The 25,629-nt window shown below is 59.6% G+C and carries 25 protein-coding genes and 1 tRNA gene; 17 read left to right on the top strand and 9 right to left on the bottom strand.

Annotated features, from left to right (window positions below; all coding sequences use genetic code 11):
- Positions 1-46: 46 nt before the first annotated feature.
- Positions 47-1,030 (bottom strand): N-acetyl-D-Glu racemase DgcA, encoded by a 984-nt coding sequence (gene dgcA / locus FHW77_RS13615; RefSeq protein WP_004442032.1) that lies wholly within the window; start codon positions 1,028-1,030, stop codon positions 47-49.
- A gap of 143 nt (positions 1,031-1,173) precedes the next feature.
- Between dgcA and FHW77_RS13610 the strand changes: the two genes are divergently transcribed.
- From FHW77_RS13610 to FHW77_RS13595, 4 genes are read left to right on the top strand one after another with little or no spacing between them, the layout of a single operon-like run.
- Complete coding sequence (locus FHW77_RS13610; RefSeq protein WP_004442030.1) at positions 1,174-2,334, top strand: ABC transporter permease; 1,161 nt, start codon at positions 1,174-1,176, stop codon at positions 2,332-2,334.
- A gap of 10 nt (positions 2,335-2,344) precedes the next feature.
- Positions 2,345-3,184 carry an ABC transporter ATP-binding protein gene (locus FHW77_RS13605; RefSeq protein WP_004442028.1) on the top strand — a complete coding sequence of 280 codons (840 nt, stop codon included), beginning with the start codon at positions 2,345-2,347 and terminating at the stop codon, positions 3,182-3,184.
- 8 nt (positions 3,185-3,192) lie between these two features.
- Positions 3,193-4,563 carry an MlaD family protein gene (locus tag FHW77_RS13600; RefSeq protein WP_004442026.1) on the top strand — a complete coding sequence of 457 codons (1,371 nt, stop codon included), beginning with the start codon at positions 3,193-3,195 and terminating at the stop codon, positions 4,561-4,563.
- A gap of 15 nt (positions 4,564-4,578) precedes the next feature.
- The gene (locus FHW77_RS13595; protein ID WP_034498940.1) at positions 4,579-5,181 is read left to right on the top strand and encodes an ABC-type transport auxiliary lipoprotein family protein; all 603 of its coding nucleotides are present in this window, start codon (positions 4,579-4,581) and stop codon (positions 5,179-5,181) included.
- A 58-nt stretch (positions 5,182-5,239) separates the two neighbouring features.
- Here the strand turns inward: FHW77_RS13595 and FHW77_RS13590 are convergent, their stop codons facing one another.
- Positions 5,240-5,677, bottom strand: a complete 438-nt coding sequence (locus tag FHW77_RS13590) for a PACE efflux transporter (RefSeq protein WP_004442023.1) — start codon at positions 5,675-5,677, stop codon at positions 5,240-5,242.
- Positions 5,678-5,936: 259 nt separating this feature from the next.
- Between FHW77_RS13590 and FHW77_RS13585 the strand changes: the two genes are divergently transcribed.
- Together FHW77_RS13585 and FHW77_RS13580 are read left to right on the top strand one after the other, a co-directional pair.
- Positions 5,937-6,095: a hypothetical protein gene (locus tag FHW77_RS13585; protein WP_004442022.1), complete on the top strand. Its 159-nt coding sequence runs from the start codon at positions 5,937-5,939 to the stop codon at positions 6,093-6,095.
- A 148-nt stretch (positions 6,096-6,243) separates the two neighbouring features.
- Positions 6,244-6,495 carry a hypothetical protein gene (locus FHW77_RS13580; protein ID WP_004442021.1) on the top strand — a complete coding sequence of 84 codons (252 nt, stop codon included), beginning with the start codon at positions 6,244-6,246 and terminating at the stop codon, positions 6,493-6,495.
- Between the two features lie 130 nt (positions 6,496-6,625).
- Here the strand turns inward: FHW77_RS13580 and FHW77_RS13575 are convergent, their stop codons facing one another.
- The 3 genes from FHW77_RS13575 to FHW77_RS13565 all read right to left on the bottom strand — a co-directional run bounded on the left by FHW77_RS13575 (position 6,626) and on the right by FHW77_RS13565 (position 7,755).
- Positions 6,626-6,814, bottom strand: a complete 189-nt coding sequence (locus tag FHW77_RS13575; protein ID WP_004442020.1) for a hypothetical protein — start codon at positions 6,812-6,814, stop codon at positions 6,626-6,628.
- A 262-nt stretch (positions 6,815-7,076) separates the two neighbouring features.
- Positions 7,077-7,301: a hypothetical protein gene (locus tag FHW77_RS13570; protein WP_004442019.1), complete on the bottom strand. Its 225-nt coding sequence runs from the start codon at positions 7,299-7,301 to the stop codon at positions 7,077-7,079.
- Positions 7,302-7,503: 202 nt separating this feature from the next.
- Entirely contained in the window at positions 7,504-7,755 is a 252-nt protein-coding gene (locus FHW77_RS13565; protein ID WP_004442017.1) for a hypothetical protein, read from the bottom strand.
- A 402-nt stretch (positions 7,756-8,157) separates the two neighbouring features.
- Here FHW77_RS13565 and tolA point away from each other — a divergent pair, with 402 nt between their 5' ends.
- A complete protein-coding gene (tolA, locus tag FHW77_RS13560; protein WP_210277007.1) occupies positions 8,158-8,601 on the top strand; it encodes a cell envelope integrity protein TolA in 444 nt (147 codons plus the stop codon).
- 161 nt (positions 8,602-8,762) lie between these two features.
- Here the strand turns inward: tolA and FHW77_RS13555 are convergent.
- A tRNA-Lys gene (locus FHW77_RS13555) sits at positions 8,763-8,838 on the bottom strand.
- A gap of 155 nt (positions 8,839-8,993) precedes the next feature.
- Positions 8,994-9,248, bottom strand: a complete 255-nt coding sequence (locus FHW77_RS13550) for a GlsB/YeaQ/YmgE family stress response membrane protein (protein WP_004442014.1) — start codon at positions 9,246-9,248, stop codon at positions 8,994-8,996.
- A gap of 137 nt (positions 9,249-9,385) precedes the next feature.
- Between FHW77_RS13550 and FHW77_RS13545 the strand changes: the two genes are divergently transcribed.
- The 3 genes from FHW77_RS13545 (at position 9,386) to FHW77_RS13535 (ending at position 15,862) form a co-directional block, all read left to right on the top strand.
- Positions 9,386-12,004 (top strand): mechanosensitive ion channel family protein, encoded by a 2,619-nt coding sequence (locus FHW77_RS13545; RefSeq protein ID WP_034498936.1) that lies wholly within the window; start codon positions 9,386-9,388, stop codon positions 12,002-12,004.
- A 349-nt stretch (positions 12,005-12,353) separates the two neighbouring features.
- Entirely contained in the window at positions 12,354-14,867 is a 2,514-nt protein-coding gene (locus tag FHW77_RS13540) for a GcvT family protein (protein WP_004442011.1), read from the top strand.
- Positions 14,868-15,028: 161 nt separating this feature from the next.
- The gene (locus tag FHW77_RS13535; RefSeq protein ID WP_004442009.1) at positions 15,029-15,862 is read left to right on the top strand and encodes a response regulator; all 834 of its coding nucleotides are present in this window, start codon (positions 15,029-15,031) and stop codon (positions 15,860-15,862) included.
- A 15-nt stretch (positions 15,863-15,877) separates the two neighbouring features.
- Here the strand turns inward: FHW77_RS13535 and FHW77_RS13530 are convergent, their stop codons facing one another.
- The gene (locus FHW77_RS13530; protein WP_004442008.1) at positions 15,878-17,434 is read right to left on the bottom strand and encodes a phospholipase D family protein; all 1,557 of its coding nucleotides are present in this window, start codon (positions 17,432-17,434) and stop codon (positions 15,878-15,880) included.
- 153 nt (positions 17,435-17,587) lie between these two features.
- On the opposite strand from FHW77_RS13530, the gene FHW77_RS13525 reads away from it, so the two are divergent.
- From FHW77_RS13525 to FHW77_RS13515, 3 genes are read left to right on the top strand one after another with little or no spacing between them, the layout of a single operon-like run.
- Entirely contained in the window at positions 17,588-17,902 is a 315-nt protein-coding gene (locus FHW77_RS13525) for an ArsR/SmtB family transcription factor (RefSeq protein ID WP_006697387.1), read from the top strand.
- On the top strand, positions 17,899-18,255 hold the full coding sequence (locus FHW77_RS13520; RefSeq protein ID WP_004442005.1) for an SRPBCC family protein: 357 nt from the start codon (positions 17,899-17,901) through the stop codon (positions 18,253-18,255). Before FHW77_RS13525 ends, FHW77_RS13520 begins: the two co-directional genes overlap by 4 nt.
- Positions 18,256-18,297: 42 nt before the next feature.
- Positions 18,298-18,906 (top strand): ATP-dependent Clp protease proteolytic subunit, encoded by a 609-nt coding sequence (locus tag FHW77_RS13515; RefSeq protein WP_004442004.1) that lies wholly within the window; start codon positions 18,298-18,300, stop codon positions 18,904-18,906.
- A gap of 87 nt (positions 18,907-18,993) precedes the next feature.
- Here the strand turns inward: FHW77_RS13515 and parE are convergent, their stop codons facing one another.
- Positions 18,994-21,123 carry a DNA topoisomerase IV subunit B gene (gene parE / locus FHW77_RS13510; RefSeq protein ID WP_034498930.1) on the bottom strand — a complete coding sequence of 710 codons (2,130 nt, stop codon included), beginning with the start codon at positions 21,121-21,123 and terminating at the stop codon, positions 18,994-18,996.
- A 224-nt stretch (positions 21,124-21,347) separates the two neighbouring features.
- On the opposite strand from parE, the gene FHW77_RS13505 reads away from it, so the two are divergent.
- From FHW77_RS13505 to pyrG, 4 genes are all read left to right on the top strand, one after another.
- The gene (locus FHW77_RS13505) at positions 21,348-22,229 is read left to right on the top strand and encodes a dienelactone hydrolase family protein (protein ID WP_182590501.1); all 882 of its coding nucleotides are present in this window, start codon (positions 21,348-21,350) and stop codon (positions 22,227-22,229) included.
- A gap of 213 nt (positions 22,230-22,442) precedes the next feature.
- Positions 22,443-23,213 carry a triose-phosphate isomerase gene (tpiA, locus tag FHW77_RS13500; protein ID WP_004442001.1) on the top strand — a complete coding sequence of 257 codons (771 nt, stop codon included), beginning with the start codon at positions 22,443-22,445 and terminating at the stop codon, positions 23,211-23,213.
- A 115-nt stretch (positions 23,214-23,328) separates the two neighbouring features.
- The gene (secG, locus tag FHW77_RS13495) at positions 23,329-23,787 is read left to right on the top strand and encodes a preprotein translocase subunit SecG (RefSeq protein ID WP_004442000.1); all 459 of its coding nucleotides are present in this window, start codon (positions 23,329-23,331) and stop codon (positions 23,785-23,787) included.
- 159 nt (positions 23,788-23,946) lie between these two features.
- A complete protein-coding gene (gene pyrG / locus FHW77_RS13490; protein WP_006697393.1) occupies positions 23,947-25,575 on the top strand; it encodes a CTP synthase in 1,629 nt (542 codons plus the stop codon).
- The last annotated feature ends 54 nt before the right edge of the window (positions 25,576-25,629 follow it).

The following is a 25,629-nucleotide window of genomic DNA, read 5'->3' as shown; positions in this document are numbered from 1 at the left end:
ATGCAGCCTCTAGGCACCAACCCAGTCCGGACCCTTGGCGAGAGCTCTACCCCCACAATTCCGGCCGCCCCGGATAAACAAGCGAGCCTTCATAAACCAGCCCAGGCTCCCGATCCTCGGCCAAAAGCAGCGGGCCGTCGAGATCGGCAAAGGCCGTGCCCTGCGCGGCAAGCACGGCAGGTGCCATGCCCAACGAGGTGCCGAGCATGCAGCCGACCATGATGGTGAAACCGAGCCTTTCGGCCTCCGCCTTCATGACAAGCGCCTCTGTCAGGCCGCCGGTCTTGTCGAGCTTGATGTTGATCGCGTCGTAGCGGTCGCGCAGGCCGGTGAGGTCCTTGGTGGAATGCACGCTTTCATCGGCGCAGATCAGCACCGGATGGTCGATACGGGAGAGAATGGCGTCCTTGCCAGCGGGCAGGGGCTGTTCGATCAGCGATATCTTCAGCTCTGCCGCAAGCCTCAGATAATATTCGATATTGTCGTCGTTCCAGCCTTCGTTGGCATCGATGATGATGCGCGCCTCGGGTGCGGCTGCGCGGACGGCCCGCAGGCGGGCTTCATCGTCGGCTGTGCCGGTCTTGATCTTCAGAAGCGGACGTCCGGCGTTCTCTGCGGTCTTTGCGGCCATGGTCTCCGGGTCTGCAAGCGAAATCGTATAGGCTGTGACGAGCGGCTCTGCCTCCTGTCCGAGGACCTGCTCGGCGACGCTCTGGCCGCTCATCTTCGCCTCGAGATCCCAAAGCGCGCAATCCACCGCATTACGGGCCGCACCCGGTTCCATCGCCTGCTGCAACTCCTGCCGCGTCAGGCCTGCGGCGATCCGCTCCGCCATCGCCTCGATATCGGCAATGACGCCTTCGATGCTTTCGCCATATCGCGGATAGGGCACACATTCACCTCTGCCGGTGAAGGAACCATCGCGGATGGTGCACGTTACGACATCCGCATGCGTCCGGGTGCCGCGTGAAATGGTGAAGCTGCCAGCAACGGCGAAACGTTCTGTTGTGGCTTGAAGGTAACGGGGCATGTTTTTTCACTTCCGATTGGGCGTCAAATGACACATGACGCCAAATTTATCACGAATTGTCGGCTGCCACTGTGGCTTGCCGGAGGCCGAAACGTTATGAAACCTTTAAGAATCTCGTGACGGCTGCATTCGCTCGGAGCATTATGCAAGAACAGGACACACGGCAACAGGCGACCCCGGCCGCAATCACCGAAGACGGCACCGTCTCCGGCGGCGGCCTGCGCTATGTCATGAGCGGCTCCTGGCGCAACAGTAATCTCTCCGCCGTTTTACCTGATCTCGATAAGATCGAAAAAAGCAGACCCGCCGGCCCGGTGGAGATCGAGCTTTCCTCCGTCGAGTCCATCGATACGACCGGCGCCTGGATCATCCAGCGCCTGCGCAAGGACCTCGAGGCGAATGGTGCGACCGTCACGCTCAGCGGCAACGACCGTATCGAGCAGGTGATCGGGCAGCTGCCCGACAAGGCGGAGATGGAGGCGGAGCCGGTCGCGCGCGAGGGACTGGTGGAGCGCATCTTTTCTCCGATCGGCAAGGCCGTGGTCCAGAACGGCGCGGATTTCCTGGCGGGCATGTATATTCTGGGTTCGGCAGTGCGCGGTGCGCAGATGAAGCTCGGGCGCGGGCGCGGCGTCTCGCCGGCGGCAATCGTCAACCAGATCGACCATATGGGCGTGCGCGCCGTGCCGATCATCATGCTGATGTCGTTCCTGATCGGTGCCATCATCGCCCAGCAGGGCGCGTTCCAGCTCAGATATTTCGGGGCTGAGGTCTTCGTCGTCGATCTCGTCGGCATTCTCCAGCTGCGTGAAATCGGTGTGCTGCTGACTGCGATCATGATCGCCGGCCGCTCCGGCAGCGCCATCACCGCCGAAATTGGCTCCATGAAGATGCGCGAGGAAATCGACGCGCTGAAGGTGATTGGCCTCAATCCCGTGGGCGTGCTGGTGTTTCCGCGGCTGGTGGCGCTCACCATTGCGCTGCCGCTTCTGACCATTCTCGCCAATTTTGCCGCGCTTTTTGGTGCTGCCATCGTGGCGCTGCTTTATTCCGGCATCACTTTTGAGGTGTTCCTCTCGCGTCTGCATGGCGCGGTGGAGGAATCGACCATCGCAGCGGGTATGATCAAGGCGCCGTTCATGGCGCTCATCATCGGCATCGTCGCAGCGGTGGAGGGCATGAAAGTAGGCGGCTCGGCGGAATCGCTCGGCCAGCACGTCACCTCCTCGGTGGTGAAGTCGATCTTCGTCGTCATTCTGGTGGATGGTCTTTTTGCCATCTTCTACGCAGCCATCGATTTCTAGGGAGGGCGCGTTGGAAACACTGGACCAGAAACCGCAGCAGCAGACAAAGACCGGAAAAGACGGCCGCGAGGTGGTGCTTTCCGTCGAGGGCGTGACAGTCGGCTTTAACGGCCGGAACGTGCTGGAAGATCTCAATCTCGATGTCTATCGCGGCGAAATCCTGGGTTTCATCGGTCCCTCCGGGGCCGGAAAATCCGTGTTGATGCGCACGGTCCTGCGGCTTTTGCCACGGCAGGCGGGCACGATCAGCATTCTCGGCTCTGATTATGACAAGGCGGGCGAGGACGAGCGCATGAGGCTCGACCAGCGGCTTGGGGTGCTGTTCCAGCAGGGCGCGCTGTTTTCCGGCCTGACGGTGAAGGAAAACATCCAGCTGCCGATGCGCGAATATCTCGATCTGCCGAAGAAACTGATGGACGAGCTTGCCTATCTCAAGATCGAGATGGTGGGGCTGAAGCCCGATGCGGGCGACAAATACCCGTCGGAACTGTCAGGCGGCATGATCAAGCGCGCAGCGCTTGCCCGGGCGCTGTCGCTCGATCCCGACCTCGTCTTCCTTGATGAGCCGACATCCGGCCTCGATCCCATCGGGGCGGCGGAATTTGATATGCTGATCGCGCGGCTGCGCGATTCGCTCGGCCTGACCGTTTATATGGTGACGCACGATCTCGACAGCCTGTTCTCCGTCTGTGACCGCATTGCGGTTCTCGGCCAGAAGAAGGTGCTGGTGGAAGGGACGCTGCAGGACATGTTTGCCTGCGACGACCCGTGGGTGCAGTCCTATTTCCGCGGTAAACGGGCGCGCTCTGTCGTTCTTCCGGACGACAGGCAGGAACATCCGGTGGAGTAACGAGAAGCATGGAAACCAAGGCGAACTACACCATAGTCGGAATTTTCACGCTGATCGTGATCGCCGCTGCATTTGGCTTCGTTTACTGGATGGCGGAATTCGGCCGCGGTGGCCCGACAGCACAGCTTGTGGTGCGTATTCCGGGCTCCGCCAATGGCCTTTCGGTCGGCTCTCCGGTGCGTTTCAACGGTATTCCCGTCGGCACGGTGCGCGGGCTTGCAATCGACCGCGACGACCCGGCCTATTCCATCGCCTTTACAGAGGTACAGGCGGATGCGCCGGTTTTCCCTTCCACACGCGCCGTGCTTGAAATTCAGGGCCTGACCGGAGCGGCGTATATCGAGCTTTCCGGCGGCAACAAGGATGGCGAGCGCATTCTGCAGAAAGCCGTCGAAAGCGGTGTTCCGGCCGAGCTGACGGCCGATCTTTCCAGCGTCACCAACCTGCTTGCCACCGCCGACAAGATACTGAAGCGCGCCGATGGCGCCATCGGCGAATTGCAGGGCTTCGTGCAGGATGCGCGCGGCCCGCTGACGCAGACGGTTCGCAATGCCGAAAAATTCTCCGATGCGCTGGCGGCAAACTCCGATGGCATCAAGAATTTCATTGCCAGCCTCAGCTCGCTTTCCACCACCGTACAGTCGGTCTCGGTGCGCCTCGACGGCACGCTGAGCGCCATCGAAGATCTGGTGAAGGCAGTGGATGCTGGCAAGATCGATTCCATCCTGTCCAATGTCGACAAGGTGACGAAGGATGTCGCGTCGGCTTCGAGCGATATTCAGGGCATCATGGAAACGGTGCAGAGCACGGCGCGCAATTTCGAGGCGGCAAGCACGGAAGTGCAGACGGTCGTCAAGCGCGCGGATGAGCTTCTCGCCTCCGTCGATCCCGCCAAGGTGGGCACCGTGGTTGACGACGTTTCCTCTGCGACCGCCGATGCGCGCGATGCTGTCGCGAACTTCAAGCGGATCGCCGATGATGTGGGCGCACGGCGCGCCGATATCGATCAGGCGGTTTCCGATTTCACCGAGATGGGCCGCAAGCTGAACCTGGCCTCCAGCCGCGTTGATGGGATTCTCGCCAAGGTGGACGGCATGCTCGGCACTGACGACGCCAATTCGCTGTTTGCCAAGGCGCGTGAGACGCTCACCTCCTTCAAGGCGGTGGCCGACAATCTCAATGCCCGCATCGGGCCGATCGCCGACAATCTGACCCGCTTCTCAAGCTCGGGCCTGAAAGATTTCCAGGCATTGATCGGCAGCACGCGACAGACGGTGGACAATCTCAACAATGCCATCACCAATATCGACCGCGATCCGCAACGGTTGATTTTCGGCGGCGAAACCGTGAAACAATATGACGGCAGAACAAGGCGCTAAGAGGGGTATGGGCCAATGAGACTATCGATGAACGGCCAACGCCGCGCCCTCGTTCTGGCTCCGCTGCTTGCTGCAATGATGGCGGGCTGCGCGGGCGCGCCGAAGAACGATACGTTCGATCTCTCCGTCTCGCCGGCGGCGGTGACGCAGGGGCCGTCGCTGAAAAGCCGTCAGCTGCTGATTGCCGATCCGACCGCCCTGAAGGCGCTGGACAGCGAAAACATCGTGGTGCGGCTTTCGGGCTCGGAAGTGCAATATCTCGGCAATTCGCAGTGGAGCGACCGCCTGCCGCGTATGGTGCAATCCAAGCTCGTGGAAGCGTTCGAGGATACCGGCAAACTCGGCGGCGTCGGCCGGCCGGGGCAGGGGCTGGCGATCGATTATCAGGTCGTGAGCGATATCCGTGCCTTCGAGATCGATACGGCGAAGAACCTCGCCAATATCGAAATCTCGGTGAAGCTCCTCAACGACCGCAACGGCACGGTGAAGGCGCAGGAGGTGTTCCGTTCCAGCGCCCGCGTCAGCGGCTCAGGCAACGCCAATTTCGTGAAAGCACTCGACCAGGCCTTTGCCGCCGCGACGCGCGAGATTGTGGCCTGGACGCTGAAGTCTCTCTGACGGTTGGTCCGTGCAGGCGCGGTGCCGGCACGGACGCTATCGGTATTTTCCGATCGTTTCAGGCGGCGTCCTGCTGCGACTTCCATTCCGGCAGGGGGAAGACGCGGTCGTAGCTCCAGTTGAAGACAAAAGCATAGACCACGTAAAAAAGCGCGAAGGAGATATCCATCACCAGCGCGTGGGCAAGGCTGATATTCAGATACCAGGCGATGAAGGGCATCAGGACGATAAGCAGGCCGAGTTCGAACAGCACCGCGTGCCCGACCCGAATGGCGGGTGTCTTGAGCGTCGTGCCCTTCAGGCGCTGCATGGCGTGGTCGAAGCCGAGATTATAGACGTAATTCCAGATGGTCGCGAGCGTGGCGCTGACGAGGCCCACGACGCCGATATCCTCCATGGGCATGCCAAACAGCAATGCGCCGAGTGGAATGACCAGCAGAAGCCCGATGATCTCGAAACTGAGGGCGTGGCGGATACGATCTTGCAGGGAGCGCATTCTATTCTCCGGTTTGTGACCGGGCCGTCCCGCATGCTGTCGCCGATGTGGCCGAGGTCGTCCTCGCGCCTGGTCATATATAGCTTTCGGGCGGATTTTTCAAGCATGGGGGACTTGGGGAGTGTTCCGCCTGCTTCGTCTCGCCGCCGCGGAAGAAAAAACAGGCGGCGACGCGTTCATTCTTTCGACTGCAACAACGAAACCGTGATCGGAACAAGAACAGTGCATTTTCGTTATCGCTTACGGAAGGAGTCGTGCAATGCAGCAGAATTCCCTCGAAGGAAGAACGATCAAGGCCGCCAACCAGGCTAAGGTTTCGACTTACACGCCAAGCCTGATTTCCCTCAAGGGAAGTTACGTGGCGATGATATTTCGCAGACCGCTTTGCGGAAATCCGCTGGATCTGCGGAAGAAATAACAAAGCATGACCAGTTCTGGCGCGCCATTCGCATATCGAAACGACGACTACCGACGTTAAGTTTATAAGGTGTCTCTAAAGTGTGATTTTCAATCCGGTTCGTCTCCACCTAGACTGGAGATTGCCATAAAAGCGAAGGGAGAATGACATGAAATCAGTTCTCATTATCGCCGCTGTCTTTGGTTTTTCCGCCAGTGCAGCGCTTGCGGAATGCGCGGGTCATGAAAAGATCAACGCTTCCGTCCCTGCCGTCGACCGCGAATTCAAAACCGCAAGCATCGTTCCGCCGACGGAACCGGCTGACAAGCCCGTCGTCATCCTGAAAAAGACCGATCGCCTTCCCGCCGCGGCGGTTGCCACCACCGGCGAGCCCGAAGCCGCAATGCAACGCATGCAATAAGACAGAACCATGATCTCTTCATTCTGAAAATCCCGTGCTCGATGTGATCCGCACGGGATTTTTCATTGTCTGCTGCGTCGCGCCGCCGCCGTTTTGCAGCGTTTGAACGGCACCAGAAAGGCAGACAGCCTCAGCTGTCGAGCTTCAGCGACAATTGCCGCGGTCCTTCGCTCTTCTTGAGCACGTAAAGCGGCCGGGTGATGATGACCTCGGTGCGCCGCTGCAATTCGCGCCGGCGTTCCAGCGCGCGCTCGCGCATGTCACGGGAACGGGCCACGACGGTGAGGGCATTTTCTATGGTTGCGTCTGCTGTGTTCATCGCTGACCTCCATAATGTTCACTATATGTTCTCATTATTGGCCGCTTGTGTCAACACTAAGGCAGGCTGTCAGCGCCATTCCGACATTGCTGGGTAAACAGGGGCGTATCACGTGGCAGCGGGCGTGGGGCCCGGCACGGCTCCGCAAGGCGCATCATGCGCCTGCGGTGGAGGCGTTTAGCCTACGCCAGCCTGGGATCGGTGTGTGGGGATGGATATCAAGATTGCCCGGGCGCTGATCCGCCCCGGCGGCAGGGTGCATTCAGGAGTGGGGGCGTTGATCCGGCGCTGCGAGCGTCGATAACATATCGGTGAGATGTTCGCTGGCGAGCGCCACGATGGCGAGTGCGGCCTGCTGGCGGTTCCAGCCGGCATGTTCGGCTTTTTCAATGAGCCCCTGAATGGAGGGTTCCAGTGCGAACTGGCACTCGGCCTGATAGTCCATGGTGTCGATCGAAAGCGACGGGGAATTGATTGCGGCCCGCATCGTTTGGTCTCCCTGTTTTCCGTCATGTCCTTCAAACGCGAAACGCAAATTGGAACATGCACATTCAGAGGCCGGTGATACCGCATATGCCCCGCAGGGCCCGATATCACTGGCAGCGAATCCCCCAGCAGGCGGGAGTTAACGGCAAGTGCCCGTCGCTGTCAACGAATGCCCGGTAGCGATGAGGCGGGGATGCGCTTTTTCAGAGGCTTCGGTTGCGGAAGGGTTTTCGTCTCCAGATCAGCAGAGCCATGACATAAAGCGCGAAAAGGACGAACCATGTGACCGGAAGCACCATGAAAAGCGCCGCGAAAGCACAGCTTCCCTCGAAACAGGAGCCGAGGAGCCCGGAATCGGCAAGGGCTGCCGATAATAAAAACGCACATACCCCGCTCCCGACCGCGCCGAGGACGAACAGCAATATGGTGATGAGTAATCTCATAATCTCGATCATAGGGATGATTGAGACAGCTTTGCGGAAGTAACGTCACCGCAACGCCGAGAATCGCGCTTTCGTCCGCTTCATCGCAAGAATTTGAAGAGGCATCCCGGGATCGTTGGGTGCCTCGACGCAGTATGACTGAAAAACCGCCCGGGGGTTATGTCAATTTCCTTTCTGGGGCGCTGTTTTAATGTATATCTTGATTAAGAGCGGTATATTGTGTAATATATTGTGCAATATAAATATTATTTTGATAGATTTTAGAAAGTTAATGAGTATTTTTGATTCATAATTTTGTATCTAGGTTAGGCGATATATCCGATTTTTATTTCATTGATATTTTAGACATCACTTACTGGCAAGCGGCACGGGCTCACCATCCTGCGGCTGTGTCGCGAGGAAAGGATAGCAAATTTGTTCATTCTTTCATTCCCGGCTTGCCCGACCGGCAAGCTCTCGGGCCTTGTGGCCTGCGCCATCGTGCTGACAGGTTTCCTGACGCAGGCTTCCGCTCAGTCGCGCGCCTGCAACGACCCTACACCTGTCGGCAATCTCAACGAAATGTTCGATGCCATCTTCGCCTGCTGGGTGCCGCCGGAGGACACGGAGGGACTGGTGGTGACGCTGCAGTTCATTTTGCACAAGGACGGAAGGATAAGGGACAAGGTGGTGGTGATTGCCGCGCGCCCGCAGGAGGAAAGTCCAAGACGCAGGGCCTTCATCGAATCCGCCATCGAGGCGGTAAGGCGGGCGGCACCTGTTCCCTTTACCGGGCAGTTTGGAAGCCGTATCGCCGGCCGGCCGCTGGCGCCGCGTTTTGTCGGTGTAAAAGAGCCTGTGCCAACGCTGGAACTTTAGAGGAGGCCAGGCGAAAACACGCGACGCTTCGAGCGCTGGCGTCGTGACTGCCGCAGCAATTTTACTGCTATCGCGCGGAATGCCCGACCTAAGACGAGGCTTCCGAAGCTCACGCGATGCTTCAATCCGGCATCACAACGTCTTGTCACTATGGAGAAATTTGGTGGGTGATGTAGGGCTCGAACCTACGACCCGCTGATTAAGAGTCAGCTGCTCTACCAACTGAGCTAATCACCCGACCGGCACCGTGTGGCGGTGTGAGGGGGCGTATAAAGGGGAAGTTTGGGCTTGTCCAGCGCGTAAATGAAATTTCTTCGATTTTTGTGACGAAAAAATTTCGGCCGCGCTGGAAAAGCCTGGAAATCCGGTGTTTTACGGATTTTTTCTTTTCGTCATCCGCGCCTGAACGCCCGCCCGATAAAGATGAGGATGCAAGCGCCGATGAAGCCGGCGATCAAATATCCCAGCCAGCCGGTCAAAACGATTCCGAAGACCGAAAGGATGGCGTTGGCGATGATGGCGCCGACGATTCCGAGAAGGATGTTCATGAAAACACCCATATTGCTTTTCATGAATTGTTCGGCGAGCCACCCCGCGACGCCACCGATGATGATGGCTGCAATCCAGCCAATGCCAGCAGATTCCATGATTTCCTCCCATGTTTGCTGCACGATCAAAGGTGATGATTCGCGCGGGGAAAAGCAAGGTAAACTCCTGAAAACCTCGCTTCATGCGGGTGGTTTTCCGCGCTGCAGGCGCTAAATAGCCTGATGCGGTGCAAGAGATGAAAGGCGTGGATGTGCGGTTGATGTTTGGCGGATGGATGAGCGGCAGGCGGGTGCTTCACAAGCGGGCGGGCCGTGGCCGGCGGAGCGGCGGACTTGCCGCCTTTCTGGTCGCGATTTTTGCGCTTTTCAGCGTCTTGAGCGTTGCGCCTGTCTCGGCGCAGGAGGCGACGACGCCCACGGCGCCGGGCGCCATCCAGCCCTCGACCATCGAGCAGGCAAAAGCCGATCTGGAAAAATGGAAATCGGATCTGGCGTTTATTTCGGGACAGGTGGAGGCAGGCGGACGCGATGACGCCCAGCTTGTCGATCTCAAGGGGCGGGCGGACGGTATCGCCGCCGATGCTGCCGCAACCAACACCAAGCTTCGAGCGCGGCTGGACCAGATCAAAACCCGGCTGGATGCACTGGGTGCCGCGCCCGGCGAAGGGCAGCCTCCGGAAGCCGACATGGTGACGGACGAGCGTAACCGGCTGACGGCGGAACGCGGCGAAGTGAATGCCATGGCCGGCGAGGTGGAGGCCACGGCCAATAATGCCGCACAAATTTCCAACAATATAACAGCCGTCCGCCGGGCGCTGTTTGCCGCAACGCTGTTCAAGCGAACGGAAGTCTCCGCCGAGACGCTCGGTGATGCCTCGTCCGCCTTCCTGACGGAACTCACCAACCTCAACAATGCGTTCAGCAGCTGGGCAGCCTATGTATGGAATTACAAGCGGCTGCCGATGTTCGGGGCGGTGACGCTGTCGATCATGGCCGCATTGCTGTTTCTGGTTGGCGGCTACCGTCTTTTCGGCAGTCGTATGGAGCGGCGCGCCTTTACGGGGGCACCATCCTATTTGAGACGGCTATCGGTGGCCTTCTGGTCCACCATGGTGCAGTCGCTGTCGCTGTTCCTGTTTCTGCTCACGTCGGCGTTTTTCCTTGATAATTTCAACGTGTTGCGGTCCGACATCGCGCCGATCCTGTTCGGCGCCATGGCGGTCACGGGCTTCGTTTATTTCGTGTCGCGGCTGAGCTATGCGATCTTTGCGCCGACGCAGCCGGAATGGCGCCTGCTGAAGGTTTCCAATCGCGGCGCACATCAGCTGTCCTCGGCCGTGCTTTTGATGGCGCTGGTGAATGGTCTCGATTATCTGTTCGGCACCATCAGCGAGACGCTTTATTCGCCGCTTATCGTCACCGTTGCCAAGAGTTTCGTCGCCTCGATCATCATCGGTCTCATTCTGCTCGCCGTATCGTTCCTGAGGCCGGTGATCGGCGAGGGGCAGGATTATGAGACCGGCAACCAGCGCCTGCCGCGCTGGCTCGTCATTCTGCTGCGCATCGGCGGCCTCGTTCTCATCGGCGCGTGCCTGACGGGTTATGTCGGTCTTGCGCGCTTCCTCGCCACGCAGATCGTTGCGACAGGCGCGGTGCTGGCCACCATGTATATCGGCATTCTCTCAGGCAAGGCCATTTCCCGGCAGGGCGCCTTCGCCGAATCGCTCGTCGGCCGTTACCTTGCCCGCCGTTATGGCCTTGGACCCGTGCCGCTTGATCAGGCCGGGCTTGTGGCGGGGCTTGGCATCTATGCCGTGGCCTTGACCTTCGGTGTGCCGCTCATCCTGTTTTCCTGGGGCTTCCAGCCCGGCGATATAGAAAGCTGGGCTTATCGCCTGCTGACGGGCATCACCGTCGGCAATGCCTCGATCTCGCTGATCGGCATTTTCGGCGGCATTCTCGTCTTCGCCATCGGTTACATCATCACGCGCTGGTTCCAGAAGTGGCTGGACAGCAACGTCATGGCGCGCGGCCAGGTGGATGCCGGCGTGCGTAACTCCGTCAAAACAGGCATCGGATATCTCGGCATTGCGGTTGCGGCCATTTTCGGCGTGTCTTCCGCCGGCCTCAACCTCTCCAGCCTGGCGCTGGTCGCTTCCGCCCTTTCGGTCGGTATCGGTTTCGGCTTGCAGAATATCGTATCGAACTTCGTCTCCGGCCTCATCCTGCTGGTGGAGCGCCCCTTCAAGGTGGGCGACTGGGTGGTGACGGGAACGACCGAAGGCACGGTCAAGCGGCTTTCGGTGCGCGCAACGGAAATCGAGACCTTCCGCGGCCAATCGATCATCGTGCCGAATTCCGAATTCATCAATTCCTCCGTCGGTAACTGGACGCACCGCAACCGCATCATGCGCGCTGAAATCCCGGTCTCTGTTGCCTATGATTCCGATCCGCAGAGGGTCATGGACATTCTGCTTGAGCTGGTGCGCGCCCAGCCGCCGGTATTGCGCAATCCCGAGCCGCATGTGGAATTCCTCCGTTTCGGCGACTTTTCGCTGGATTTCGAACTGCGCTTCCATCTCGCAGACCTCTCGAATGGGCTTGCCGTGAAGAACTCCCTGAGGATCGCCATTCTCCAGCGCTTCCGCGAGGAGGGCATCGCCATCCCGTTCCCGCAGCGCAACCTCAACATCCACGTGGAAGGCGACGCCAATCCGCAGATGCTGGCAGCCCTGCTTTCGGAGGAGGGCGACAAGGCGGTGGTGGCCCATACGGGGGCAGCTGCGCCGGAGAAAGAGGCACCGAAAAACGACAAGGCGACAGAGCCGAAGGAGAAACCCGGCGCGAAAGCGTAGATCGCTGTTGATCGCGGACATTGAGTTCCGGCCAAGGGTGCTCGCCGCTTTTCCACTTCTCCTCGCCAGCGAGAAAGGTCGCGGCAGCGGGTTGAGGGGGCGCGCTCTGCGGAGTCCGGCAACGTTGCCCCTCATCCGATCCTTCGCGCCAGCTTCTCTCCGGCGGGAGAAGAAAAGAGCGGCAAAGCTGTGCAACGTTCGTCCGGCACGCTCCGCAATTTCTTCCCTGTCGCAGCACCCTATGGCCATGTCGCAATCAGGCGGCTGAACGACCCGCAAGCGCTTCATATTCCTCCCATCCAAAGCTGGCGGAATAAGGCAAGGCCGGCGCTTTTCAGGGGTTCTGTAAATGAAGACACATGCACGGGCGGTGGTGATCGGTGGCGGCGTCGTCGGCGTCTCGACGCTTTATCATCTGGCCAAGAAGGGCTGGAGCGACAGCGTGCTCATCGAGCGCAAGGAGCTGACCTCCGGTTCCACCTGGCACGCGGCCGGGCTTCTGCCGCTGTTCAACATGAGCTACTCGGTTGGCCAGATCCACAAATATTCCGTGAAGTTCTACGAGGAACTGCAGGAAGAGACCGGCATGAATGTCGGTTTCTCCAAGGTCTCCAACATCCGTCTCGCCCGCACCAAGGATCGCTGGGACGAATATATGTATTATGCCGGCATTGCCGAGACCATCGGCGTGCGCGTCAATATGCTGACGCCGGAGCAGGTGAAGGAGATCTGGCCGCTCTGCGAGACGGACGGCCTGCTCGGCGCCATCCAGCATCCTGATGACGGTTATATTCAGCCCGCCGATCTGACGCAGGCGCTGGCCAAGGGCGCGCGTGACCGCGGGGCGACCATCTATCGCAACACGACAGTCACCGCCATCGAGCAGCTTGAAGACGGTCACTGGAAGGTGACGACAGACAAGGGCGAGATCATCGCCGAGCACATCATCTCCTGCACGGGCTCCTTTGCCCGCAAGACCGGCGAGATGGTCGGCATCAACATTCCGGTCATTCCGGTCGAGCATCAATATATCGTCACCGAGCCGCATCCGGCCATTCAGGAACGCCGCCGCCAGGGCTTGCCGGAAATGGGCGTGCTGCGCGAATCCGACTCGGCCTGGTACATGCGTGAAGAGGCGGGCGGGCTGATCCTCGGTCCTTATGAAGTTGGCGCGCCGGTCTGTTATGTCGACGGTCCATCCGATGACAGCGAATATGAGCTGTTCCAGGAAGAACTCGATCGACTGATGCCGCATATCGAAACAGCCATGGTGCGCGTTCCGGCCTTCGGCGAAGTGGGCATCAAGAAGGTCTATAACGGCGCGATCGCCTATACGCCTGATGGCAATCCGATTGTCGGTCCTGCGCCGGGCCTGAAGAATTTCTGGCTGAACGAAGGCCATTCCTTCGGCATCACCGCCGCTGGTGGTGCTGGCTGGCAGCTGGCCGAATGGATCGTCGATGGCGAGCCGACGCTCGACCTGATGGGTGTCGATCCGCGCCGCTTCGGCCCTTACGCAACGGAAGGTTACCTCATCGCCAAGAACGAGGAAGCCTATGCCAACGTCTTCACCATGCATTACCCGGATGAAGAGCGCTCTGCCGCCCGTCCGCTGAAGACGACGCCGGTTTATGACCGTCTGAAGAAGCTCGGCGGCGTGTTCGGCTCCGTCTATGGCTGGGAGCGCGCCAACTGGTATGCGCCCGAAGGTTACGCGCTGCGTGAGGAAGACCTCGGCGTTGGCGCCGACGTCATCACCAGTCATAACCATGCACCGGCTCTGGATGACGGCCGTATCGTTGAGAAGTGGTCGTTCCGCCGCTCGAACTACTTCGAGCATGTCGGCAACGAAGTGAAGAACGTCCATCAGAATGTCGGCGTGCTCGATATGTCTGCCTTCGCGAAGATGGAGGTTTCCGGCCCCGGCGCGCGTGCCTGGCTCGACAGCATTCTCGCCAACGCGGTGCCGAAGAAGCGAGGCCGCATCGCGCTCACCCATCTTCTGACGCCGAATGGCGGCGTGAAGGCGGAGTTCACGGTCTATGAATGGGCGCCGGGCCGCTTCTACATGGTTTCGGCCGGTGGTCTCGAAGCGCATGACCATGACGTGCTACTCCGCCTGGCGCCGACCGATGGCTCGGTCGTGCTGCAGCCGATCACCCAGAAATACGGCGTGCTGGTTCTAGCCGGTCCGAAATCGCGTGATCTCCTGAAGAAGCTGACCCGCACCAGCCTTGAGAACAAGGACTTCCCCTGGCTCACCGGCAAGCAGATTTCCGTCGGCGTTGCGACGGCGCATGCGCTGCGCGTCAACTTCGTGGGTGAACTTGGCTGGGAGTTGCATCACCCGATCGAGATGCAGAACTACATCTTCGACCGGCTGATGGAAGCCGGTGCCGAATTCGGCATCAAGCCTTTCGGTATCCGCGCCATGGTTTCCATGTCGCTCGAAAAGTCCTATCGCAATATGGGCCGCGAGCTTTCGGTGGAATACAATGCCTATGAATCGGGTCTCGACCGTTTCCTGCGCCCGGAGAAGAGCTTCATCGGCCGCGACGCACTGGTGGCCTACAAGGAGGCGGGCCTGAAGTCGGTCTTCTCGACGCTCACCGTGTCGGGCAATACGGATGTCGATGCGCGCGGTTCGGAAGCGATCTTCGATGAAAACGGCGCACTTGCAGGGCGCGCGACGAGCGGCGGTTTCGGCTGGCGTCTTGGCAAGTCGATCGCGCTCGCCATGCTCAAGCCGGAATATGCCGCAGTCGGCACCAAGCTGAAGATCCGTATTCTCGGCACCTCCTATGACGCCGAAGTGGTGGAAGAAAGCCCCTTCGACACCGACAACGCGCTTCTGCGCGCATAAGACCAAAATCCCCTCCCAAAGTCGGAATACGGCCCCTCGCGGGCCGTATTTCCGTTTAAGTAAGCATGTGCTCAACTGATGCGTCAGGAAAAGTGCTATTAATCATTCTGAAAAATGAGCCTGCTATCTTCCGCTGACATACGATGGGGGATCGGGGCAGAATGAATTTCCTGGGCATCACGGGCATGCAATATTCGGGCGTGCCTTTTACCAATAACCGCATTTTACTGGCGGAAGACAGCAACGTGTTTACCCAGATGGTGAGCAGGCGGCTCAACGAGATGCTGGGCGTTACCGTGGAAGTATGCCGCTCCTTCGAGGAATTGCAGGCCTGCTACGAACATTCTTCCGAGCCGGTGACGCTCGCCATTTCCAACATCAACCTGCCGGGCGCGGAAAAGGGCGAAGCGCTGGAATATCTGATCGATCTATCGATCCCGACCATCGTTTTCACCAGCACCTTTCACGAGGCGACGCGTGAAACGCTGATCGCCAAGGACGTGGTGGATTATATTCTGAAAGACAATATCTTCGCCGTGGATATGCTGACGGAATCCGTCTGTCGCTTCCTCACCAACCACCGCCATCATGTGCTGATCGTTGACGACAGCCCGACGGCGCGGGCGCTGCTTTCGAGCCGTCTCAAGCGTTATAATTTCCGCGTCAGCCTGGCAGACAGCGGTGCGAAGGCGCTCGATATTCTAAGGGCCAATCCCGATATCGGCCTCGTCGTCACCGACTATAACATGCCCGACATTGACGGTTTCGAGCTGACGCGGCGCATCCGCACCGTGCGCGGCTCCCATGAACTGCGCATCATCGGTGTTTCCTCCTCCACCAACCGTCTGCTGTCGGCGCGTTTCCTGAAGGCTGGCGGCAATGATTTCATGCTGCGGCCCTTCATTGATGAAGAGTTCTATTGCCGCGTCAACCAGAACCTCGATACGCTGGTGCAGATACAGCTGGCGAAGTCCGGGGTGCGGCCGGCTGCGTAAGCCGGACGCTCGTCTTCAAAGCTGAGATTCAAGCGGCAGGAAACGCATGATGCCGGCGATGAGGCGGCGGCCGATAGCGGCGTCTGGCTCGCGCCGGTAGGTCTTGGTACGGCCCTGTTCCTCCGTCGTCCAGACGATGCGGTTGCTGCTGTCGATCTCCAGTTCAAAGCTCATCGTGCGGCGGATTTCCTCGGCGAATATTTCGTCCATGCAAGCGACCAGCGGCGGCGATGTGAAGACCACGCCCATCTCCGTATTGAGAGAGGCCGAGCGCGGATCGAAATTCAGCGAGCCGATATAACCTGTCATGCCGTCACGCGTGAATGCCTTGGTGTGCAGGCTCGCCTGTCCGGAACCGCGCAGGGTGAAGTTCGGCTGGTCCACCTGCGAACGCAGCTCGTGCAGGCGTACGCCGCCCGAGAGAAGCGGCTTGCGATAGCGGGCATATCCGGCGTGAACGGCGGCCACATCCGTTGCCGCCAGCGAATTGGTGAGGATGGCCAGCGATACGCCCCGTTCGGCAATATCAAGGAAAATCTCAACGCCCTGTTTGCCGGGAATGAAGTAAGGGGATGTGACGTGCAGGCTGTCGCTTGCCGCCTGCAGCAGGGGCAGCAGGCTTTCCATCAGGAAGTTGTGGCCCTTCCGCCGCTTGCCTGCCGCTTTTTCCGGAGGATCGGCAAGCACATCCACGGAATCCACCCAGTGCATGCGGTCCGACATCAGGAAATGATCTCGGTCATACTGGCTTTCAACGCGCTCCAGATAAGGTTTTGCGGCTTCGCTTTTTGGCAGGGCGTCCAGCTCGCGCCGTAATCTTGCGAGTTTGCTCGGCCTGCGCGCCAGAAGCGAGCGAACGGGGACGGAAACGGCGCTGTTCCAGTAATCATCGAAGATTTCCGTTGCGTCGGCCACGACGTCACCGAAGCCGAGAATATCGAAATCGTGGAAATTCGCCCGTTCGGCCGCATCGAAATAGGCGTCGCCGATATTTCGACCGCCAACGATCACCGCGCGGCCATCGGCAATCCAGGCCTTGTTATGCATGCGGCGATTGACACTGCGAAAGCGCAGCAAAAGTTCCATGCCGCGATGGAGCATGTTCTCCCGCGCCCGGGTGGGGTTGAACAGGCGAAGTTCGATGTTGGGATGGCTGTCGATGGCGTGGAAAATTCGGTCTGACATGGAGACGCCGAGATCATCGAGCAGCAGCCGTACCCGCACGCCGCGATCGGCCGCCGTGATGACCTCGCGCATCATCAGCCGTCCCGTCAGGTCCGCATTCCACATGTAATACATGAGATCGAGGCTACGCCCGGCCGCGCGCGCCGCCGCGACGCGCACCGCAAATGCATCGAGATTGGAATGTAGCAGGCACAGCGCATTCTTTTCGCTCCAGCCGTTCTTTATGGTCTGCCAGTGCCGATCAAGCACGGTTTCGTCCTCAGTGACGGGCAGGGCGGCGGAGGGGCGTTTGGGAATGGATTTTTCCCGCTGTTTACCGATGACGACAAACAGGCTCGGCCCGACGAGCAGCAGAAGAATGATGATGAAGACCGTAAATGCAGTCACTTTTTTTGATCGCTCCCGGCCTGGAGAGTATCAGGCGGGATGGAAACGCGCGAGGGAATAAAGCGTTCATTTCGGTTCGGCGGCAGTACGAAAAACCGGTACAGGCGCGACAACGGGCTTGCGAAACACATAAGTGCGTGCTTATGTGTGTTTATGACAGAGAACGATATATTCCGGGCACTGGCCGATCCCACGCGCCGTGCCATTTTCGAAAAGCTGGCGGATGGTGCCATGAATGCCTCTGCCCTGCGCGAAGGGATCGAGATCAGTCAGCCGGCCATGTCGCAGCATCTTTCGGTTCTTCGCGGCGCCGGGCTAGTGGTTGAAAGACGGCAGGGCCGTTTCGTCAATTACGAGGTCGATCCGGAGGGGCTGACACGCATTGCTGCGTGGCTCGGCAAATATCGCGCCTACTGGCCACAGCGCATTGAGGCTCTCAAACTCCTGCTGAAGGATATGGACCAATGAACAGGGATGCAGCGGAAGCGACGAAAAACGGCATTGAACTTGAATATGATCTGGACGAGCCGCCGCAAAAGGTCTGGCGCGCCATCAGCATTGCAGCGTTCCGTGAAAACTGGCTGCCGAACGAGGCTCTGGCGGAACCTGACGCGATCGACATCAAACCCGGCGAGGAAGTGCGCTACCGGCTGCGCGAAGACATTCCACCATTTCTGGAAAGCACCGTAACCTTCAGGATCGCGGCCAATGCCGAGGGCGGCACCAGCCTTCGCATCATTCATGAACTGCCCACAAATACCGGCCGGACGATGAAGGCCGCTGTAAACCACAACGGCCCGCCGATCAAGCTCGCCGCCTGATCCCACTCGTTTCCCGACATTTCCAAACACAGGAGTTCGCCGATGCGCGAAGTGATGCAACTCGTCCCTATGGTCGTCGAACAATCATCAAGGGGAGAAAGATCTTTCGACATTTATTCGCGCCTGCTGCGGGAAAGGATCATCTTTCTCAATGGCGAGGTCAACGATGCAGTTTCAGCGCTCGTCTGCGCGCAATTACTGTTTCTCGAAGCGGAAAACCCGAAGAAGCCGATCCATCTTTATATCAATTCTCCGGGTGGCGTCGTGACGAGCGGTCTGGCGATGTATGATACGATGCATTACATCCGCGCCCCGGTTCACACACTCTGTATGGGCACGGCCCGTTCCATGGGATCGTTCCTGCTAATGGCAGGCGAACCGGGCGAGCGCACAGCACTTCCCAATGCCAGCATCCACATTCATCAACCGCTGGGCGGTTTCCAGGGACAGGCATCGGACATGCTGATCCACGCCGAGGAGATGCAGCAGACCAAGCACCGCATGACGCGGCTTTACGCCGAACATTGCAAACAGAGTTATGAGAAATTCGAAGCGGCCATGGATAGGGATTTTTTCATGACGGCGGAGCAAGCGTTGGAATGGGGTCTGATCGACCGCGTTCTGGGCGTTCGTGAGGATATCGCGGCGTAGTGCCGGGTACTATCCGCAAGATGTTGTTTCCATATCAACACAAAAGGCAGCGCCAATGCGCTGCCTTTCAAAGGTCTATCCGGATGATCAAATATCCAGATTATCTGCAAAAGCCGCCCGCTCCTGAATGAAGCGGAAACGGGCATCGGCCTTGGTGCCCATCAGATTGTCGACAGCCTCGCGCGTGCCCTCGAAGTCCACGTCATCGATCTCGACGCGCAGCAGGGTGCGCTTTTCGGGGTCCATGGTGGTTTCCTTGAGCTGGGCCGCCATCATTTCACCGAGGCCTTTAAAGCGGCCCACTTCGACCTTTTTGCCCTTGAAGACGGTTTCCATCAGCTCGGCGCGGTGGGCGTCGTCGCGGGCATAGGCGGATTTCGCGCCCTGACGGATGACGTAGAGCGGCGGCACTGCCAGATAGAGGTGGTTGCCGCGAATGAGTTCCGGCATTTCCTGATAGAAGAAGGTGATGAGCAACGAGGCGATATGGGCGCCGTCGACGTCGGCATCGGTCATGATGATGATGCGCTCATAACGCAAATCTTCTTCGCGGTACTTGGTGCGGGTGCCGCAGCCGAGCGCCTGGATGAGATCGGCGATCTGCTGGTTGGCGGAAAGCTTTTCGCGGCTGGCACTGCCGACGTTGAGGATTTTACCACGCAGCGGCAGAATGGCCTGATTGGCGCGGTTGCGCGCCTGTTTGGCCGAGCCGCCAGCCGAGTCACCCTCGACAATGAAAAGTTCGGCGCCTTCGGCCGTGTTCTGGGAGCAATCCGCCAGTTTGCCGGGCAGACGCAGCTTGCGCACGGCGGTCTTGCGGTTGACTTCCTTTTCCTTGCGGCGGCGCATACGCTCTTCCGAGCGCTCGATGACCCAGTCGAGCAGCTTTGCCGCCTCGGCCGGGTTGCCGGTCAGATAGTGGTCAAATGGGTCGCGCAGCGCGTTTTCGACGATGCGCTGGGCTTCGACGGTGGCGAGCTTGTCCTTTGTCTGGCCGACGAATTCCGGCTCGCGGATGAAGACGGAGAGCATGCCGGCAGCCGAAATCATCACGTCATCGGTGGTGATGTCCTTGGCGCGCTTGTTCTGCGTCAGGTCGGCATAGTTCTTCAGACCCTTGGTGAGCGCGATGCGCAGGCCGGCCTCATGCGTGCCGCCTTCGGGTGTGGGAATGGTGTTGCAATAGGAATGGATCTGCGTGTCGCCGCCATACCAGGTGACGGCCCATTCCAGCGCGCCGTGGCCGCCGGTCTTTTCGGTGCGGCCAGAAAAAATCTCGCGCGTGACGGTGAATTCCTTGCCGAGCGTGGCGGCCAGATAATCCTTCAGGCCGCCCGGGAAATGGAACACCGCCTTTTCGGGGATTTCTCCATCGGCCGGCACCATGCCGGGATCGCAGCTCCAGCGGATTTCGACGCCGCCGAAGAGATAGGCTTTGGAGCGGGCCATGCGGAAGATGCGGGCCGGTTCGAATTTCGCGTGATCGCCGAAGATTTGCGGATCGGGATGGAAACGCACGCGGGTGCCGCGGCGATTATGCACGTCGCCAAGCTCTTCCAGCGGACCGATCGGCAGGCCACGCGAAAAACGCTGGCGGTAAAGCTTGCGGTTTCGCGCCACTTCCACTTCGAGAAGATCGGAGAGCGCATTCACCACGGAGACGCCGACGCCGTGCAGGCCGCCAGAGGTCTCGTAGGCCTTACCGTCGAACTTGCCGCCGGCATGCAGCTTGGTCATGATGACTTCGAGCGTCGATTTGCCCGGAACCTGCGGGTGGTTCTCCACGGGAATGCCGCGGCCGTTATCGGTGACCGTCAGGAAGCCTTCGGCATCGAGATGAACCTCGATGAAATTGGCGTGACCGGCGACGGCCTCGTCCATGGAGTTGTCGATGACTTCGGCGAAGAGGTGGTGCAGCGCCTTCTCGTCCGTGCCGCCGATATACATTCCGGGACGCATGCGCACCGGCTCGAGGCCCTCAAGCACGCGGATCGATGATGCGCCGTAGTCGTCACCGGCTGGAGACGCGGGCGGCGGAGGGGCAGACGACGCGACGGGGGCCGCGGCTGCAACGGCTGCGGGTTTCTGCTGCACGTTCACATTGGCAGCAGAGGTCGCCGGGGCCTTCGCGGGCTTCGCCGCGTCCTCGTTCGTGTCCGTGTCGCTGTTTCGTGCCGCCGGAAGACCGGAGAAGAGATCGTTGCTGTCGTCCATCATGTCCAAAGTTCAAAAGCGTGTGTCAGAATTTCGCCATGCGAATCATTTTGCCATCAGCGTCAATATACCGCCAAATGTGGTTCCCGTCCGATTGAACCGGGTCCGCCTGGGCGAGAGCGGCGCATCCTATGCCACGATTGTGTCAGGGTTTCGCAACAGGAGGATTGCGCTGCCGGCCTTGCGGTGGCAAGTCTCGCAGCCACGAATGAACGGTTAGCCAAGGCATGTCCACAGCTCATTTCACGTTTTGTACTCTTTTCAGCCTGACTGTGGCGGCCATGCCCGTCGCAGCCTCCGCCGCCGACGGGCCGCTGCGGCCTTTCAAGGACGAGTTGTTTTACGCGCAGACGGTGCTTTCCACTGGCGATGGCGGCGCATCCGAAGTCATCGACTACAAGGAGATGCGCGACATCAACGGCCGCGACGAGGTGCCGGAGCGGCGGGTGAAGCGGCAATATGTGGATATGGCGCCGAAGAAGGTGCAGGCACTGGAAACCGTGACGTTCGCGGGCAGGGCGCTTGAGGTCGGCCGCGTCGGCCCGGCCAGCGGGCAGGCGTTCACCGTCATCTTCATCCACGGGCGCGGCGGTGACCGGCGGCTTGGCATGAACGACTATACGTTCGGCGGAAATCTCAACCGGCTGAAGAATCTGGCCGTCGCCAATGGCGGCACCTATTACGTGCCGAGTGTTCGTTCCTTCGATGAGAACGGCGTTGCCGACATTGCGGCGCTGATTGCCGACGCGGCCAGAAAATCCGGCGGCAAGCCTGTCATATTGACCTGCGCCTCAATGGGCAGTTTCATCTGCTATGGCATTAGCCGCGACAAGGCAGCCGTTGCCAATCTCAAGGGAATGGCGATCCTGGGTGGCGCGGTCGATCCCGATTTTCCGAAAAGCGCTTTCGCGAAGGCGAAGAAGCCGGTCTGGTTTACCCATGGCAGCGCCGACAAGGTTTATTCGGCCGATCAGCAGGCGACGATCTTCCGCACGTTGTTGAAGGCTGGGGAGCCCGCGCGGTTCACGCGTTACGAGACCGGAAGCCACGGCACGCCGGTGCGAATGACCGACTGGCGGGCGGTTCTGAACTGGATTTTGAGCCGATAAGGGATCGCGGCGGGCTCGGTCACGACAAATTTTGCCAGATTTGCCGCTGGTTTTAACCCTTGGGCCGCTTTTTTGTACCAATTGCTGCCCGCTGCGGTTAAAGGAATATCCGGGAAATTGCGGCAGAGCTTCTGTCGTGATCAAGGGCCGTCAGCGGCTGAGGGATAGGGCGCCGCCAGGGCTGCGCCCCGAGACAAAGGGAATGGGATACGCATGACGCCGAATGTTCGACCGCTTGTTGCCGGAAACTGGAAGATGAACGGCACGCGTGCCTCGCTCGACCAGATCAAGGCCATGGCAGAGGGTGTCAAGGGCGCGCTGTCCGGGAAGGTGGATGCGCTGATCTGCCCGCCTTCAACGCTGCTTTATGTCGCGACCGCGCTCTGTGACGACAGCCCGCTGATGATCGGCGCGCAGGATTGCCACCAGAACGCCTCCGGTGCCCATACTGGCGATATTTCCGCCGAGATGATTGCCGACTGCTTCGGCACCCACGTCATCGTTGGTCACTCCGAGCGCCGCACCGACCATGCCGAGACCGACCATCTGGTTCGCGCCAAGGCATCTGCCGCCCATGCGGCCGATCTCATCGCCATTGTCTGCATTGGCGAAACGGCCGATGAGCGCAAGGCGGGCCAGACGCTCGATATTTTGAAGCGCCAGCTTGCCGGCTCGCTGCCGGATGAGGCAACGGCGGAAAATACCGTTATCGCTTATGAACCCGTCTGGGCGATTGGCACCGGCCTTACGCCGACGGTGGACGATGTGCGCGAGGCTCATGCCTTCATGCGCGACGAGCTCGTCAAGCGCTTCGGCGATGCCGGAAAGACCATACGCATCCTTTATGGTGGATCGGTAAAGCCGGCCAATGCGCTGGAGTTGATGGGCGTTGAAAACGTCGATGGCGCGCTGATTGGTGGCGCGAGCTTGAAAGCGTCGGACTTCCTGTCCATCTATGCGGCATATGAGCGACTGACGGCCTGAATGAGGCTTTCCTGAAAGAGTATCGGGAAAGGGGCTTGGAATAAGCCTTCGCCTCATGTAAAGAGCCGCAAAACCTTCTTTATGGTGCTCCGCGCGGGGCATGGAATGGATTGTCATGCAGACCGTTTTGATTGTTATTCACCTCATGATCGTGCTGGCGCTTGTCGGCGTGGTCCTGATCCAGCGTTCCGAAGGCGGCGGCCTCGGTATCGGCGGCGGTTCGGGCTTCATGTCCGCGCGCGGAACGGCCAATGCCCTGACGCGCACCACCGCGATCCTTGCGGCGCTGTTCTTTGCAACGTCGCTCGGCCTTGGTCTTCTGACCCGTTACGAATCGCGTCCGACCGATATCCTGAACCGTATTCCGGCCACGCAGGGCCAAGGCAACGGCATTCTCGACACGCTCGGCCCGTCGACGACGCCTTCGACGCCGGCTCCGGCTGAAAATGGTGTTCCGACCAATAACGGTGCTGCTGCTCCCGCACAGACCACACCGGCTCCGGCCGCTTCCGGCACGGCCGCTCCGGCCCCGGCGCAGCCCGCCGATCCGAACGCAGTTCCGACCGGTCAATAAGCCCGGTTCTGACTTAACGCTCCGGCAGGCCAAAAGCCTGCCGGTTTTCTTTTGTTCGCATTCCGGCCAGTTGAATTGTGAATTCGTCAACAGCGAATTTGCAACAGCATGAAATTTGGGCTGGCGGAATCAGAGGTAAAAAGGTATCCGGTGAATCCCATGGCGCGATATGTATTCATCACAGGCGGCGTGGTCTCCTCTCTCGGTAAGGGCATCGCAGCTGCTGCACTCGGAGCTTTGCTGCAATCCCGTGGTTATCGGGTGCGGCTTCGCAAACTCGACCCCTATCTGAACGTCGATCCCGGCACCATGAGCCCGACACAGCACGGCGAAGTGTTCGTGACTGACGACGGTGCCGAGACGGACCTCGACCTTGGCCACTATGAGCGCTTTACCGGGCGTTCGGCCACCAAGACCGACAACATCACCACCGGTCGCATTTACAAGAACATCATCGACAAGGAACGGCGCGGCGATTATCTCGGCGCAACGGTTCAGGTCATTCCGCATGTCACCAACGAGATCAAAGATTTCGTGATCGAAGGCAATGACGATTACGACTTCGTCATCTGCGAGATTGGCGGCACGGTGGGTGACATCGAGGCGATGCCGTTCATGGAAGCGATCCGTCAGCTCGGCAACGACCTGCCGCGCGGCACGGCGATCTATCTTCACCTGACGCTGATGCCCTATATTCCGGCGGCAGGCGAATTGAAGACCAAGCCGACCCAGCACTCCGTCAAGGAACTGCAGGCACTCGGCATTCACCCCGACATCCTTTTGGTGCGCGCCGACCGGGAAATCCCGGAAGCGGAACGACGCAAGCTTTCGCTGTTCTGCAACGTGCGTCCCTCCGCCGTCATCCAGGCGCTGGATGTGGCGAATATCTATGACGTTCCGATTGCCTACCACAAGGAAGGCCTCGATTCGGAAGTGCTGGCCGCTTTCGGCATCGAGCCGGCGCCTAAGCCGCGTCTGGAGCAGTGGGAAGAGGTCTGCAACCGTATCCGCACGCCGGAAGGCGAAGTGACGATTGCGATCGTCGGCAAATATACCGGCCTCAAGGACGCGTATAAGTCGCTGATCGAGGCGCTGCATCACGGCGGCTTCGCCAACCGCGTCAAGGTCAAGCTCGAGTGGATCGAGTCGGAAGTCTTCGAAAAGGAAGATCCGACGCCATATCTTGAAAAGGTCAACGGCATTCTGGTGCCGGGCGGCTTTGGCGAGCGCGGTTCGGAAGGCAAGATCATGGCGGCGCAGTTTGCGCGTGAGCGCAACGTGCCCTATTTCGGCATCTGCTTTGGCATGCAGATGGCGGTCGTGGAAGCGGCGCGTCATCTGGCCGGCATCGAAAATGCCTCTTCGACCGAATTCGGTCCGACGTCCGAGCCGGTTGTCGGCCTCATGACCGAATGGGTGAAGGGCAATGAGCTCGAAAAGCGCTCCTCCAAGGGTGATCTCGGCGGCACGATGCGCCTCGGCGCCTATAAGGCGGCGCTGAAGAAGGATACCAAGATCGCCGAGATTTATGGCTCCACGGATATTTCCGAGCGCCACCGTCACCGCTACGAGGTGAACGTGGACTACAAGGACCGGCTGGAAGAATGCGGCCTCGTCTTCTCCGGCATGTCTCCGGATGGTGTGCTGCCGGAAACGGTGGAATATCCTGATCATCCGTGGTTCATCGGCGTTCAGTACCATCCGGAATTGAAGAGCCGCCCGCTCGACCCGCATCCGCTTTTCGCCAGCTTCATCGAAGCGGCGGTGGAACAGAGCCGGCTGGTTTGACGGTTTGAAAGATTGTGAAGAGGGCCGCGAAAGCGGCCCTTTTTTATTGTGGGA

The sequence above is a fragment of the Agrobacterium sp. RC10-4-1 genome, assembly GCF_014138475.1.
Taxonomy (GTDB): domain Bacteria; phylum Pseudomonadota; class Alphaproteobacteria; order Rhizobiales; family Rhizobiaceae; genus Agrobacterium; species Agrobacterium pusense.
Note: the sequence above shows the minus strand (reverse complement) of the source record. Positions and strands in the feature narration are given on the sequence as shown.